This is a genomic window from Bacillus sp. FSL W8-1202, from assembly GCF_038006165.1.
Classification (GTDB): domain Bacteria; phylum Bacillota; class Bacilli; order Bacillales; family Bacillaceae; genus Bacillus; species Bacillus subtilis.
In genome coordinates this window covers 1237070-1251382 of sequence record NZ_JBBOUR010000001.1, presented here as the reverse complement: position 1 = coordinate 1251382, position 14313 = coordinate 1237070, and the positions used below count along the sequence as shown (strand labels likewise).

Below are 14313 nucleotides of genomic sequence, written 5' to 3'. Positions count from 1 at the left end.
TCTAACCTCCAAACAAAAAAGCATCCCATCTAAGGATGCTTAAGCTATTATTGTATATTTAGTAGAGCTTCTGCCGCAGCCTGTCCCCAACGCGGGTCGTTAACAACAGTTGTGAATACTTTAAGCAGGCCACTCTCTCCAATCTCATATGCTTTTTTAGCTAGACTTTTCAATTTGGATTGAGAGGGTTCAGGTTGATTTAGCTCTTCTTCCACTTCACCTGATAGTCTTTCTACTTCCTCAAGAGAATCTTCATGTACTAATTGAGCTTCCTTAACCTTCTCCATAATTTCTTCTCTCAAATTTTTGTAATTTATATTTTGTTGAATATCTTTACCTACGGCAATAGAACTTCCATTCTGAGCTGATAAATTCCCATAATTAATAATTTGAAGTGCTGCCTTTGGTACCTCTTCTTTGCCTTCAACCTCATCCTCAATTAAGTCACGGAGTTTATAAATAAGTTCTCTTAAACATGGATAGCAAACTTCAGATAAATACATATTTATGTTATCTGCAATTCTTTGCTGTTTATAAATTTTAAAGGTTAAGTTATCGAGTGATAGGCTTTCTTCAGAAACTAATTGAAATACTTTGATAACATAAGCGATTTGTTCATCTATGGTTGTCGGTAGTTTAATATCAACCCAACCACTACCGTTTCTATGATAATGAATTTCCGATAAATTCACATCTAAATTAAAGATGGGACCAACAATTGAATTCACAACTCTGTTAGTTTGCGATAAATTTACAAGTCGCTTAATCCTTGACTTATAAGTGTTATAACCTGCATTCATTACATCTTCTACTGCTGATTCAAAGTCTCTTATAGCCCTTTTTACTTCTTTACCAGTAAATTCACTCATCTTCTATTCCCCCTTTTTTTGCAAGACTAATATCAACATATCAGCCCTGCTACTTAAGTATATTAAAAAAAAGGAATTTTGCCCAAAAATTTGTTACCCATTTACAAATAGCGGCCATTATTAACCCTTTTTTCAAAACCTAATTTCTCCGGATCCGGCTGCCTACACGTCTAAAGGTATCTCGTCTCGTTCCCATGATTTCTTCCCAATCCCTTCTCGTCAAAGGTTCATCTGCCTTTGTTGAGGGACTTAACACTCTTTTAAGCTGCTGTTTCGTGTCAGCAGGTAAAACGTCTCTCATCTTCATCTTTTACTCCTTGCCGCATAAGCACCGCCTTACGCTATTCGCTTTTATTTATTTTGGCCCGCCGATTTCCCCCAGGAGGTAAGCAAAGAAAATGAGAGCCGGTTTAAGACTTTCCTTCCAAGCGGGATCTCACCGCTTGCGTTCCCCGTGACTATCGTGCGCAATACTGCATAGACTCCAGTCGCTCCTCCTGTGAAGCTAACGACCTTCATAGTCATTCGATACATCCGAGTGCACACTTGATAAAGGAAAGGTGCGTCTCCTGGTTTGGCCAAAAAAAAACGGCCACTAATCAGCTGTACAAATTCCCATGTACAAAAGATCAGCGTCCGTAGGTATCTCCTTTTTGGACTGTTATTCACGTTCGTTTTCTTGTCTCTATCGTATGACAAAACACGATTTAAAAAAGTACCCATTTTATCGGCTTTTTGTCGGTATTTTATCGGCGTTTTATCGCCAAACAAAAAAGAGCACTCATTAAACAGAATGCTCCTCGGTAGGCTTTGTTGTGACTATCATCCTTCTTTCTAGATCTTGAATACTTTCAAATTGCACAATACAATCTCTTAAATCACCTAGCTCAATTGTTTTGCTTTCTAGCCCTAATGGATTCGCCAAAATGATTCTATATTCTTTTTGTTGTTCATAGTATTTTCTTTTGTAAAAGAGCGCCAAGATAGGATCTTTTTCGAGTTGGTCCTTCGATAATGGATAATTCGCGTATTCATCAAAATATTGAACCAATCCTCTTCTAAAATGATTTTTTTCTACTATTGATTCAAATCGTTTAAAGAAAAGTTCAATATTAATTAAAACTGGTATACGACCTTCAAATTCTTTTTCCAATCCTTCTATTACTGTTGGTTTGATTTTATAGACATATTCTTCATCCTTACAACCATCCAGATAAAAATTTTCAGAATTAAATTTGATAAATGTAAAGCAACTTAAAAGTAATTGGTGTACTGATGTATTATTTCGAGTCGCAAACCCTCTATTATAGGGAATTTCGTGGTACTTACCATCAATTTCAATACTCAACACATCTTTCTTATTATCTAGTATCTTAAAGTGGGCCCCTTCGTATTGGTCTCCAATTCCTTTATTTTTTGCATCGTTCTTTTCTAAATCTATAAAATAACCAGTATTCATAAAGAAAAGAGAACCATCTAAAAAAGCTGATACGTGTTCTGGCCTTAAAAATTTTATCAACATAGCGCACACCCCTTTTCCATATTTATACTACAATTAAACATAAAAAAACAGCGCTCAGATTATTCCGAGCGCTGTTGCGATATTGTATATAGCTTGTCTTTTCACCTGATAGAACTTATCTCTTTTAAGACCCAGTTCAATCATGATTTCAAGATCCTTTATTTTTTCTGGAGACAAATATTTCTTTTCTATGATGCTGTATTCATCTTGATCAAGGCAGTGCTTTAGCGCCCTATCCATCTGCTTGACCTTCAGCTCATTATATTCGGTGCTTTTCCGCAGCTGCGGGAATAACCCAATAACTCCCTTTTCCTTTTGCTCTCTCCTATTTTCCGCTTGAATTTTTAGTGATCTATACGTTTTCAGTTCTTTGATGACTGTGTTTCGCACCTCTTTTTCATTAACTTGAGGCAAAAATGATAATTGCTCTGCTGCAGTCATATAGTACCTCCTTTTTCAAATAGAAACGGACACATAATTTATAGCTATTGCTTAAACTAGTGTCCGTACTATGTTATTTTTTTAAAAGCATTTTACATCTGTTATATATAGGTTTTGCATTTAAATGATCATCAAAAAAGTCATATTTCACAATAAACTTTTTAAAATTCTCTCCTCTTAAACTTAAAGAATTGTAAAAGATAATTAATATTTCATCTATAGTAAGCTGTGCTCTTAAAATACCAATATAATTCTTTTTTTCCTCATCAGACAAATTAGATTCATGAATAAACTTAACTATTCTATACAAGTTACGAAGATAGTGCCCTAATATATTTTCATATCGCCTATAAGCACTCTCATAAAATGATAATAACATTTCTTCTACATGCTCATCCTCAAGTGAGTCTAAATCTTCATTCTCAATCCAATAACTGATATCATTTTCAATACTACCAAGAAGTTCTTTTCCTGAGACGTTGTGTTCATTTAAAGTTCTAACAATTTCATTATGAAGGTTTATCATATTAAAGAACGTATTATCAAATTGTTGCTTTATTAGGGTTTTGTTTGTCTGGACAAACTCATTACGAGTTTGTTCTAATTCTTTCCTTTGCATTATCACAGCAGTTAAGACTAAAAGGATACTAGATAAATTAAACAATCCTACTGTGGTACCTCCAAAGAAGTCTCCAAACGTCCCTAAACCATCGATTCCTTTTAGAGAAAAGTTATTTGTAAAAAATAAAATTGCAAATGGAATTATGAGCGCCAATCCACATGCTGTTATCCCTGCCCACATCCAAAAATTTTCGTTACCATACCATTTATACTTCTTCTCATTCTCAATCAATTGAAATCCCCCATTTTTTCTCTTTTAATTTTGATTATATCCTTTTTATGGGGTTTTTGATAAAAATAATAGATATTTCCTTTTACACTTCAGATAACAAACAAACCATGATACAAGGCATAACAGAAGTGAATTTTTCCGTTCTCGATGTTGTTGATCCTTTCAACGCTGCAGCTACTTTTTCCGCCTCTTTCTCTTGATGATCCGATGCCAGAATGATGGCGCTCACTTCAAACAAGTTTTTATCAAGGTGAGTCATTTTAGACCAGGCAGCAGCCATATTATTAAACTGCGAATCACTTTTCTCATAAATTCGTATCAACAATTCTCACCTTCTAATTCATTTTTAACAGCTGTTATTGTGAATTGCAGATTCTTGATAACTTGCTGTAAATCCCTTTTATATCTGCTACTTTCCCAGCTCAAGCGTCGGATATCTTGCTGGGCCTGCTTGAACTGATTAACTGCTATTTCCTCCTGCCGTTTGTTTTCCTCAATGACGGCCAGCTGTTGCTTAGCCGTTTCAATCAGCCACTCCGTTGAGGCCAAAGATAGCCCCATTTGCTGCCGGCATTCATTTTCGATTTTCTGAATCTTTTCTTTCATATTGGCTCCTCCCCCCAATAACAGCAGAGAGTGTCCCCTCCGCTTTACTTCTTAAATCCATAGTCAAAATGGATTCTTGTATATTCATTGTCTCTGGTATGCACGTTTGTAATGCCGTACTCAGGTGTATCTGCTAAATATGCGCAGCCATCCTTACCATCAAGAATAACTAGCTTTATTTTGTTTCGTTCAATCAAGTCTCCAACGGAAAGTTGGTGTAAATTTTCGAGTTCAATAGGTCGGTTCATTTTGCAGCACTCCCCGTGTTATAATTAATTGTCGAGATTAACTAAACCGGGGCCTTGTGCTGCGGTTTTATATATATTCTCTTCCTCCTCGCCCTCTTCTTCTTCCCAAGCCATCTTGAAAGCAGATTCTAAAAATTTCAATCGCTTTTCAAGTTCTTCATCTGACATCTTAGAAAGATCCGGTCCGTGTCCTGGAACCATTATGAAATCTTCCGTAAGACGTTTTATAAGATACTCTCTCCTTGAGGCCACCAATAACCCTCCATCCATTTTTAATACGCTGGAACAGCTCGTATTTTCTCAAAGGCTCATAGAGGTGGACTGCTCGTCCATCCTCCATGCGAAACAGCAAATACCAACGCCGTTGCCTTTTAACCATTAAGCCGCTCCGTGTTCGCCCTCATCCTGGTTGTCTTCTTTTTCATCCTTGGATGATGCATCAGCTTCTTTACTTTCATCGAGAGGAACAAGTGGTGCATCTTTCTCCATCGGCTCCGCTTCAGCCTCTTGATCTTGCTTCCAATCCCACCAGGCTACAGCAAGCGGAGCAACCCCTTTTCTGTACTCGTTAATGAGGTCCACAATGACACCAGATGACATTTCAAGCTCATTCGCCAGTTTGCTATATGATTCACCTTCAATCCAGCGTTTCGCAATTTCAGCAATATTTTCAGGGAATCCATCAAGAGTGGGAGCCATACCTCCAGTGATGAAAGAATCAACGATTTCTCGCTCAATTTCCATTGATTTTTCTTCGATTCTAGGCTTTTCTTTAGGAAGCCCAAGATCTGCCTCAAGTTGTTCCGGTTCTGGATCAGAGACATTTACGATGCCGTTTTGATCCACTGTGTAATTTGTAATCGGTCGATCTGTTTTAGTATTAATTTCTACTGTGTATTGAATTACTTTAGATTCAAGTTGTGTTTCTACTTCTCTATCAATCATTTCAGCTAAATTTTGAATGTTGTTTCCAAGTTCTTTGGTTGGAACCTCCACAACAACTTCAGTGATACCTTTTGGTTTATGATTCACCTTTTTTACTAACCCTTTGAAATCAACGAAAGACATAACTGTTCCTCCTCTTGTGATAGTGGTTTTACCTGTATTTCAATTCTTGGTTTTTGGCTATAAAACTTGCTGACATGAAGGTCTACTATTTGACTGTCATCATGCCAAATAACCTTATTTAAGCCGTCCTTGATGCCCTTTATATAGTTATCAACATCTGGCTTTTTGCTGGGCCTCAACAGCCCTTGTTCTGCTTCTGCAGTTTTTTTCTTACTGAAACTTTTCAAAGTGGATTTATAAACCTTTACAGATAATTCAAGTGGTCCTTCTAGCAATTTAGCTGGACGATAATCTGAAGCAGCCAGCTTAACATATTGCTTAAAGTCTCTTGATTTCTTTGGATCATACAGTCTGGTCATACCATTAAGCGTAGTAGCTCTCGGTCTCCCTTGCGCTACCGGTTCGCCGTAAATTGTAAAACTGATCAATACTGTTACCTCCCGTCAGCTGCTTCCAGCTGCTCTATTTCATTCATTATTAAATCCGCGTTCATGATTATGAATGTTAAGGCGCGGAGCGTGCCGAGCATCAATCTCCCTCCTCGAAGGACATTTCACGGCCAAACTTACATTTAACGTTAATATGTAGCCGCTCCAGTTCCGGCAAAGACAGTTCATACAGCTGTTGCCCGTCCTCCGATTCATACTGGCCATACTTGATAAGCTCATTCGTTAAAAATTCCCGCCGCTCGTCTGTGGCAGTCTGTGTTATATCTGAAGGCATAATATGTACTCCTTTCTTTTAAGCGAGCTTCGCTTCCATTTGTCTATCAAGGTTTAAGAATCGGCCGTACTCTTTAATAAAGGCAGCCATGACAGTGCCAACTGAGCCGTTTCTTTGTTTTGCAAATATGATCTCCACTATGTTTTTTAGGTCGCTTTGCTTATCGTAATAGTCATCCCTATAGAGAAAACTAACGATATCGGCATCTTGCTCAATGCTGCCTGAATCTCGAAGATCAGACATCATCGGCCGCTTATCTTGCCGTTGCTCAACACCACGAGAAAGTTGAGAAAGTAGAATGATTGGAACATTGAAGGTCCGGGCTATGTTCTTCAATTCGCCTGTTATGCTTGCGACCTCTAAGTTTTTCGTTTCAAATTTTCCAATAGGTCGGATTAATTGAAGATAATCAATCACAACCAAATGCTTTTGATCCGGATGGTCCTTTGTGGTCTTCCGAATGGCAGAACGAATATCAGCCACTGACTGTGACGGTTTGTCGTGAATATAGATGTCTAATTTTTCATATTCACCGATGGCCCGATTCGCGTTTTCATAATCTTTTTCACTGAAATACTTGTGCGGGTTTCTCCATTTTGTACCTTCGATTGAACCTAAATTGCTGAGCATCCGGTTAACGAGTTGACGGTCGGACATCTCCAAAGAAAAAACATCCACAACCCCACCTTTTAGTGCCGCATTCTGCGCCAAATTTAGAGCGAAAGCTGTTTTTCCCATGGAAGGCCGGGCAGCTACGATAATTAAATCGCTATCCTGCCAGCCTCCGGTCATAGCGTCTAGATCAGCTAGCCCAGTTTCCACTCCTGTTATTTCGCCTTTCTCTTGATACATGTCGTTGTATATTTCAGTTAAAACATCCATCTTGGTTCGATGTTTTTTAATTCCAATCTCCTGCAGCTCCACGGTCTTCTGATAGACTTGCAAAATACCCTCATCGCTTGGATTGTTTGCAAAATCAAGCGCGGTCTTTTGCATATCTCGAAGTTTAAAAGCTTCATAGATTAATGTTTGATAGGTTTCAAAATTAATAACAGAAGGAACCGCACTTGCTAGATCTACAAGATAAGAGGTGCCGCCGATCGCTTCGACTGTATCCCCTAACTCTGTAACCACGGTCACCATTTCAACAGGCTGTCCGGAGGAATCAACATCACGCATAGCCTTAAAAATCCGTTTATGCCGCTCATCTGCAAAATGCTTTGGTTCCAAAGTGGTTTCCTTAATCAGCTCGCCTTCAACAAGGATACAGCCCAACAGGCTCTCTTCTGCTTCAAGGTTTTTTAGCATGTTTTGCATTTCGTTCCCACTCTTTCTGTTGCTCTAAAAATTCATTTTTCTCTGGTTGTTTGACGCTAATCTCCGAAATTGTTGGAGGGAATGGTTTATTTGCAATATGCTCATTTATCTTTATTTTTGCGGCTTCGAACGGCATTTTTTGAAGATGGTCCATCCACAATTCAATTCGCTCTTTCCCAACATCGCCGCTTAAATCAAAACGCGGATATGCTGCGGAAAGCCGCAACAATAATTTCATTGCTTCTGCTTTTTCCAAAGTAATCACCTTCCTAATTCACCTTAATGCCGTTCTCTCTAGCATAATCCTCGAGAGCAGCAAAGCTTTTTTCTTGTATCGATCCTCGCGGCCTAAATTCCGAGACATTAGAAGGCTGTTTTTCGCTTTGTTTAGCAACCCATCTATCACGAATAATTGGTTCACAGTAAGAAAAAGAATTTATCTTGTCACCTGGATATTTAGGTTTATATTGATCAAAAATTTCATCTATCCAAGTCAAAACATCGTCGATAGGTATCTCTGCCTCTATGACTCTTTTGATTGCCGCTGTATCTACAGCAGATAAAAATAGAGAGCCTTTTCTCGAAGTGAATTTTTCTTCAATTTTTTGGAAAGAAGTCGAGCCCTCGTCCTTCGGCTGAGTTGCTTTTGGCTTTTCTTTAGCCTTATTTTCATATGCAGGTTCTTCAGCAGCACCTTGGAATTTTGAATAATTTAATACTGTCCAAAGCATTCCGTATTCAGTTTCCTCTGCAGTAATCATTCCTTTTGCCTGAAGCCTTTCAGCTGCAGCCTTTACTGCTGCTCTTGTGAATTTGGTTAAACCTCTGCCCTTTTTAATCGCTAAGTCATCACATAGTTTTGAATATGAGCGGATATACTGGCCTTTCTTCAACTCATAATCATTAATCTTCATACCGTCCTGAAACGCAGCTTTGGCAATTAAGAAAGTGAACAACCTAAAGCCGACATTATCTGTAAAGATCTCATGATCGACCATTGACTTATATAGTCTCACCCATCCAGCCAAGGGCCTCGCCTCCTTTCCATCGCTATTTCTTTCTGCAGATAGCTTTTAACCCTTTGATTGTCACAAGAGTAAGATTGGGTTCATATTTACGAAAATAGGTTGAAACGTACATTAATAGAGTATCCTTACGCATATCTGGAGCCACTGTCTTGGCCAATGACACATAACAATAAGGATAAGGAACCGCAATTAAGTCATTGTCAGTCATGGTATATAAACAACCTTTCCAGTCAATTTCATGATGTCTTCTTTAAAAAGCTTCTCGTCGCTGTTTGATTCAGAAAGATGCAGCAGCCAAATTTCCTGAACCCTGCTCAAGTCATTTGCCTTCAAAAACTCTTTTACGTTTTCTAAACTGAAGTGCGACTGTAAGAGTCGTCTTTTCATAAATGGCGGTGTACGGCCGCTTTCGATATTTTCGTTCAGTATTTCATTCGAGTAATTGCATTCCACCATAATGTGAGTGAGTCCTGGAAACTTATATTTGATGTAATAGGTATCAGTGGCAAACAGAAGCTTGTCACCGTCCTCATTAGCCAACAGGAAGCCATACGGCTCCGCCACATCGTGCTGCACGTCAAAGGGCATAATAGACCAAGAACCAACTTTAAACGGCTGTTTAGCGCGCACAGGCTTTATTCTGTGATGAGAAATGCCAATTGCTCCGGCCGTCCCAGGAGACATGTAACAATCAATGCCGGCTTTCAGAACATCCTTAATTGCTTTGCAGTGATCCCCATGCTCATGAGAAACAAGGCAGCCAGCGAATTGAGAAATTTTATACTGAAACCCCTTCTGCATTTGTTTAAAGTTGATGCCGCATTCCAAAAGAAGTGGGGTCTTACCATCGGTGACCCGATAGCAATTCCCCTTACTACTCGATGAAAGGGCTGTAATTTCAATCAAAAGTCTGGCCCTACTTCAAAAGCTGACTGCTTACCTTGTGAGGTTTCATCATTAGACTGATGTTGCTCAGGATCCGACTCCTCACTTGTTAGATCAGTTGAATCTTCCTGTACTTCTTCATATTCAACATCCAGAACCTCGGAATTTGCATTCTCTTGTATTTCTGCCTGAGTTGCAGCTTCATATGCTGATTCATCAGATTGGTTAATAGTATTCATTAGTAAGCTGTCATCATCTGAACTGTTCAAATAGCGTTTACACGCCCGATTGATAACTGTTTTTTTAGCCATTTCCTGCTTATATTCATCATGTGTTGAACCTTTTTTTTCTACAGTGGCATCTTTACTCCAGAATTGTGCTTTGCTCCATGCCTTTCTGATTTCCTCAATTGTCATAAGCTCTATATGTTCTTTCTTAGATTTATCTACAAACTCAATCACACAATAGGCACCAACAATCTTGTCTTTATTGATATTTCCGAACTTAGTTTTATGTTTGAAGTTAACTATTTTCGCTTTATCCATTTCATATTCAACGTCATCACCTTCATAGATAACCTGAGCGTTTATTTCCTTAGCCCCAGCAACTCTTTTTGTCACCGCCATTGTTCCCATATAGGAGCGTTGAAAGGTCAAAACATTGCCGTAGGCTATAAAATACCCTTGTTTTTTCATTGGATTTAAGCCTTGAACAACCATATCAAGCAAAGAATTGGCAATACTCTCTTTCGTGCACGCTTCAAGAACTGGTCTATTACCATCTTGTTTGCTTGTTTTTGTATTTTGCAGCATAAGATAAGCTGATTTAAGAGCGTTCTCAGGCGAGTAGGAAGGGGGGAAATGAATTTCCCCATTTTGTTGGAACGCTTGTACTTTTGCTGTTACTTGTTCAACTACCGTATTTTTCTTTGTTGTTGCCACCTGTGTATTACTCATCAATATCCCCCTCTTGTGGTGCAGTCAATAATAGTTGCTTTTCCCTTGGAGTACATGCTTCTTTGACACTTACATGAGTTTCAACTTTGATTTCACTGTCAAACTCGTCATAATAGCCACGTTCAAGACATCTGTAAGCATCCTGTGCGCTGTCAGCAACAATTAACGATTTAGTAGTTTTGGTCTCAACATGTTCGATAATGTAATAGGCTCCCATTAGATTGCCTCCTGAACGAGTTCGTCTTGAAACTCAACACGAAGCTGTTTATCTTTCTCGGAAACAATCAGACTGAGGATCTGTGAATTTGTGTTGATCAATTTCGTCACCGCTTCAGAGTTATCAACGAAAATAGGAGCAGTGATTCCGTAGTAATCATTAAGGGTATTAATGATGTCTAACCCAACGTTAATACGTGCAGCATTGTTTAAGCCGGACGAATACGGCACACCTTCATAAAGGGTTTCACACGTCTCTTCAAGTCCTCCGTTGATCTGGTCCTTGAAGAGCTTGAAACGAGCATATTTAAACTTACTGTTTATCTTCTCTTCGAGGAGATGCACCTTAGTGCGAACAAATTCTTCAGTCAAAAAGAGTTGATGTTGTAGCTGTTCATATTGTTCTGCTAACTCTTTTTGTTCCTGCTCAAGCTGCCTTACCCGATCATTAACATGCCTTGCGTGATCAATTTTCGCTTGATCTTTTTGAAGCAGCAAAATCTCTTGTTTTCTACTGTTGATATCAGCCTTAATCAATTGAACGGCTTGATCTATGGAAGATTCTAAATGCTGAATTTCATTCCGTACGGCCTCAATTTCAGCTTGTTTATTTTGATAAATTGGATCCGCTGAAATATCTGATTTATTGCTTTGCACGCCCTCTAATTCTTTTTCAAGTGATAATAAAGTCTCTTCTTCACTCTTATAGGCATCCTGCAAATTAGATATTGCAGCTTCTAATTCCTGAATAGCATCCTCAGACTTTTCTTTTTGACTCTTAACCGACTTGCCTTTTTCATTGATTTCAGCTAAAGCTTGGCTTTTATGAAAATTGAATTTTTCAATGGCTTGATCAATTTTTTCTTTCGGTAATTCTTGGCCGCATGTAGGGCATTCAGTTTGATGTTGATCAAACGTCTCCTCATTCTTGTCGCACCAACTCTGGCGCAGCGACTCGATTTCCGTATTTAATCGATCCAAATTGTTTTTTTCAAGTGATAACTGCCGCTGATTCGACTTAATCTCCATTGAAATTTCATCAATCTTGCTTTTCACAGGGTATAGCTGCTCTTTAATCTCATTGATCTTTTTGTATTCTTTTTCCTGATGATCATTTTTGATTTCCTGAAGATCATTCTGTAGCTGGAGAATTACTTTCCTCTTCTCAGAAATAGCTTCACCATTACGAGCTGAACGAAGTTTCTCCTCCAATGACTCAACTTCTTTTTGAAGAAAATTTATCTCGTCATGTAATTCTTGTTCATTTAGACCCGATGTATCTTCGACTGTGCGCTGGACTTCATCGATTCTTACTGGTATTGCATCAAGCTGTTTATTTATCTCGCGCTGTTTTCCCGCGATCACCTTCCTATGCTCTTCAAGTGAACGTTTATTTAAGACGCTTTCCAAGGCAGCCACAGAAGGGTTTTTACTGAATACTTCCTCGTCTGTTACATCGCCGCTAATCTCAAGTAGAATCTTCCGTCTGTCTTGCCATTTCAATTGCTCATTGAAGAATGATGGAGAAGTAATGAGTTTAAATTTGTCTTCTGCAATAATTGAGCTGACTCGATCATTAAACTCTTTTTTCTTTGATGGTACTTCGTTAATAAAATAGTCAGTGGTATGTCCAGAGAATACGGCTTCAGCACTACTCCGCTTTCTTGTCCACTTCTCGGAGTACACCTTTTTCAGAGACAATTCAGCTCCATCGATCAAAAACAAGCCGCTGACTTCATGATTCAGCCCGCTAATAGGCTTGTTTTCTTTTGTGAGAGTTTTAATCTGAAAATCTTTTTTGTTTTGGCTGTCCTTATCGAATAAGAGCCAAATAAAAGCATCAAACAAAGTTGTTTTTCCTGTTGCATTATCACCGAAGACCTTGACGTTCCCGCCTTGAGTATCAAGAGTAAAATGTCTAATCCCCTTAAAATTTCGAAGTTCTAATTTGAGCAGTTTAATTTCCTTTTTCATTTGGCTTCACGTCCTTTCTCTTTAAACTTGCGAGAAAGATACTCATTTCGCGCCTCAGCTGTCGGGAAGTGAAAACATGGATTCCCCTTAAGATCATAAGAAATTGATCCACCTACAGTGGTAAGATTAATTTGATCGCGACGATGATCACTAAACGGCTCAGTGTAAAAAACTTCATTCATTTGTCAAAGACCTCCAAAGATTTGATTTTTGGAAGGTGATACAGTAAACTATGAATACCAAAGTTTGTAACACCTTCTACGGCTCGCTCTGCAAAGCGAGCTTTTTTTATTTGGCTTTTTGAAGTAGTTCCTGAACACTATCTGGAATTTTGTGTTCACAATTGCTGCAATAAATTTTGTAAGATCGTTCTTCGACCTTTCCGCAATTAGGGCACTTCCTTGGCGGAATAACCAGGTTAAACACCGAAAATCCTCCTTTCTGATGCTTGTACGCATCGTCAGACCAGAGAGAGGATGGTGGTAAAATAAAGGGGGTTTAGGATGGATAAAAAAGATCTCCCCCTGGCCTGACGACAAGAACAAGCTTGCCGTGCTCAATAAAGAGCGATATAATACTTTCATAACGTTTTATATTTTCCTTAAGCAGTGAGTGTAGGAGCTTGCTGCTTTTTTATATTTTCAATAGCCTTCTTAGCCTCTGCATTCACCAGAAGGATCTGTGCTGGATTCCTCTTTACTTCCCGACAATGATTCACAACCTCAGAAGCTTTCATTAAACGGCTTGCAGATAATACAAATTTCATTCAAATCATCCCCTCTAACTTTTTTTCAAAAAAATCTTTTGACGGAATCACTTCAACAATGCGATCGAAGTCTTGCTTGGATTTTATGTAGTGATCTAGTTGTTTTACAGATTTGCGAAGTTCATTAACCGTTTCATTTGCCTTTTTCATATCTCCGTTGGCAACAGCTTTGATTAAACGCTTTGAGTATTCCTCAATAAAAATTTGTTCCCGCCTTGCTGAATCAGAGTGTATTTTTAAAACCATGTCCTCAAGAAGCACCTTTGATTAACCCCCTCGTTAAAAGCTTCATTTTATGCTTGCCCCACATCTTAACCCATGAAATTGAATATTCCTTACAGAGAACAACGATTAGTTGAGTTAAAGCTGTTATGACGTCTAAACATTCCTGAATCGATTTCTCAATCATTTTTGTATCTGACAATGTTTTGGGATTGACTGAAATATGTTCGACTGAATTTTGTAAGGCGTCCAAGGCTTCTGTCATTTGTATCTTGGATTGAACAAGAAGGTTCACCCTGTGCAAATCAGCACTTTCCCCATCCAAGATTAAAGGTCCCCACCCTGTATAATCAGAAGCAGCTTCAAGGGCAGGCCGCGGGTCATTATGTTTCTCAGCAAAGTACTGGGCCACCTCCGGTTGAACTTTGTGGCGGCCGCATTCCTGGTGAGATACAGATTCACGTGAAAGAAATAATTCATCGTCCATAGATAACTGCTGTTGGGTAAGTTCCGCCTCTTTACGAGCGCTTTTTAGTGCTTTCGGTGCTCTACCAAATTTCACTTTAAACCTCTCCTTTTTCTACCAAATTTTTAACTACGGATTGGTAAACTTTAGTTA

Annotated in this window: 23 protein-coding genes; all 23 read right to left on the bottom strand. The window is 38.7% G+C overall.

The features are described from left to right. Positions 1–47 precede the first annotated feature (47 nt). A complete protein-coding gene (locus NSQ09_RS06590) occupies positions 48–869 on the bottom strand; it encodes a hypothetical protein (protein ID WP_272515796.1) in 822 nt (273 codons plus the stop codon). Between the two features lie 139 nt (positions 870–1008). Then, positions 1009–1176 carry a hypothetical protein gene (locus NSQ09_RS06585; RefSeq protein WP_341030679.1) on the bottom strand — a complete coding sequence of 56 codons (168 nt, stop codon included), beginning with the start codon at positions 1174–1176 and terminating at the stop codon, positions 1009–1011. 477 nt (positions 1177–1653) lie between these two features. Further along, complete coding sequence (locus NSQ09_RS06580) at positions 1654–2391, bottom strand: hypothetical protein (RefSeq protein WP_341030677.1); 738 nt, start codon at positions 2389–2391, stop codon at positions 1654–1656. Between the two features lie 54 nt (positions 2392–2445). After that, positions 2446–2832 carry an ArpU family phage packaging/lysis transcriptional regulator gene (locus tag NSQ09_RS06575; protein ID WP_272515799.1) on the bottom strand — a complete coding sequence of 129 codons (387 nt, stop codon included), beginning with the start codon at positions 2830–2832 and terminating at the stop codon, positions 2446–2448. 73 nt (positions 2833–2905) lie between these two features. Then, positions 2906–3685 (bottom strand): putative phage abortive infection protein, encoded by a 780-nt coding sequence (locus tag NSQ09_RS06570; RefSeq protein ID WP_272515800.1) that lies wholly within the window; start codon positions 3683–3685, stop codon positions 2906–2908. A gap of 82 nt (positions 3686–3767) precedes the next feature. Continuing rightward, the gene (locus tag NSQ09_RS06565; protein ID WP_341030674.1) at positions 3768–4010 is read right to left on the bottom strand and encodes a hypothetical protein; all 243 of its coding nucleotides are present in this window, start codon (positions 4008–4010) and stop codon (positions 3768–3770) included. Beyond that, complete coding sequence (locus NSQ09_RS06560; protein WP_341030672.1) at positions 4004–4291, bottom strand: hypothetical protein; 288 nt, start codon at positions 4289–4291, stop codon at positions 4004–4006. The genes NSQ09_RS06565 and NSQ09_RS06560 overlap by 7 nt, the downstream gene beginning before the upstream one ends. A 44-nt stretch (positions 4292–4335) precedes the next feature. Further along, on the bottom strand, positions 4336–4539 hold the full coding sequence (locus NSQ09_RS06555; RefSeq protein ID WP_014112378.1) for an XtrA/YqaO family protein: 204 nt from the start codon (positions 4537–4539) through the stop codon (positions 4336–4338). Between the two features lie 24 nt (positions 4540–4563). Beyond that, positions 4564–4791 carry a hypothetical protein gene (locus tag NSQ09_RS06550; RefSeq protein ID WP_341030670.1) on the bottom strand — a complete coding sequence of 76 codons (228 nt, stop codon included), beginning with the start codon at positions 4789–4791 and terminating at the stop codon, positions 4564–4566. A gap of 126 nt (positions 4792–4917) precedes the next feature. Continuing rightward, positions 4918–5607 (bottom strand): hypothetical protein, encoded by a 690-nt coding sequence (locus NSQ09_RS06545; protein ID WP_341030668.1) that lies wholly within the window; start codon positions 5605–5607, stop codon positions 4918–4920. Beyond that, positions 5580–6035: a RusA family crossover junction endodeoxyribonuclease gene (locus tag NSQ09_RS06540; protein ID WP_341030667.1), complete on the bottom strand. Its 456-nt coding sequence runs from the start codon at positions 6033–6035 to the stop codon at positions 5580–5582. The genes NSQ09_RS06545 and NSQ09_RS06540 overlap by 28 nt, the downstream gene beginning before the upstream one ends. A gap of 100 nt (positions 6036–6135) precedes the next feature. Continuing rightward, entirely contained in the window at positions 6136–6330 is a 195-nt protein-coding gene (locus NSQ09_RS06535) for a Fur-regulated basic protein FbpA (protein ID WP_010330158.1), read from the bottom strand. 18 nt (positions 6331–6348) lie between these two features. After that, positions 6349–7647: a replicative DNA helicase gene (gene dnaB / locus NSQ09_RS06530; protein ID WP_341030666.1), complete on the bottom strand. Its 1299-nt coding sequence runs from the start codon at positions 7645–7647 to the stop codon at positions 6349–6351. Beyond that, entirely contained in the window at positions 7622–7903 is a 282-nt protein-coding gene (locus NSQ09_RS06525; protein ID WP_341030665.1) for a replicative helicase loader/inhibitor, read from the bottom strand. The genes dnaB and NSQ09_RS06525 overlap by 26 nt, the downstream gene beginning before the upstream one ends. A gap of 13 nt (positions 7904–7916) precedes the next feature. Then, complete coding sequence (locus tag NSQ09_RS06520; protein WP_341030664.1) at positions 7917–8675, bottom strand: hypothetical protein; 759 nt, start codon at positions 8673–8675, stop codon at positions 7917–7919. A 204-nt stretch (positions 8676–8879) separates the two neighbouring features. Then, positions 8880–9581: an MBL fold metallo-hydrolase gene (locus NSQ09_RS06515; protein ID WP_341030662.1), complete on the bottom strand. Its 702-nt coding sequence runs from the start codon at positions 9579–9581 to the stop codon at positions 8880–8882. Further along, positions 9578–10516, bottom strand: coding sequence for a recombinase RecT (locus tag NSQ09_RS06510; RefSeq protein WP_326331007.1), 939 nt, complete (start codon positions 10514–10516; stop codon positions 9578–9580). Before NSQ09_RS06510 ends, NSQ09_RS06515 begins: the two co-directional genes overlap by 4 nt. Continuing rightward, complete coding sequence (locus NSQ09_RS06505; RefSeq protein ID WP_341030661.1) at positions 10509–10733, bottom strand: hypothetical protein; 225 nt, start codon at positions 10731–10733, stop codon at positions 10509–10511. Before NSQ09_RS06505 ends, NSQ09_RS06510 begins: the two co-directional genes overlap by 8 nt. Beyond that, positions 10733–12706, bottom strand: a complete 1974-nt coding sequence (locus NSQ09_RS06500; protein ID WP_341030660.1) for an AAA family ATPase — start codon at positions 12704–12706, stop codon at positions 10733–10735. The genes NSQ09_RS06505 and NSQ09_RS06500 overlap by 1 nt, the downstream gene beginning before the upstream one ends. Beyond that, positions 12703–12888 (bottom strand): hypothetical protein, encoded by a 186-nt coding sequence (locus NSQ09_RS06495; RefSeq protein ID WP_017696744.1) that lies wholly within the window; start codon positions 12886–12888, stop codon positions 12703–12705. Before NSQ09_RS06495 ends, NSQ09_RS06500 begins: the two co-directional genes overlap by 4 nt. Positions 12889–13307: 419 nt before the next feature. After that, on the bottom strand, positions 13308–13472 hold the full coding sequence (locus NSQ09_RS06490; RefSeq protein ID WP_014112369.1) for a hypothetical protein: 165 nt from the start codon (positions 13470–13472) through the stop codon (positions 13308–13310). After that, positions 13473–13733: a hypothetical protein gene (locus tag NSQ09_RS06485; protein ID WP_019712778.1), complete on the bottom strand. Its 261-nt coding sequence runs from the start codon at positions 13731–13733 to the stop codon at positions 13473–13475. Then, positions 13723–14256: a helix-turn-helix transcriptional regulator gene (locus NSQ09_RS06480; RefSeq protein ID WP_341030657.1), complete on the bottom strand. Its 534-nt coding sequence runs from the start codon at positions 14254–14256 to the stop codon at positions 13723–13725. Before NSQ09_RS06480 ends, NSQ09_RS06485 begins: the two co-directional genes overlap by 11 nt. Between the last annotated feature and the right edge of the window lie 57 nt (positions 14257–14313).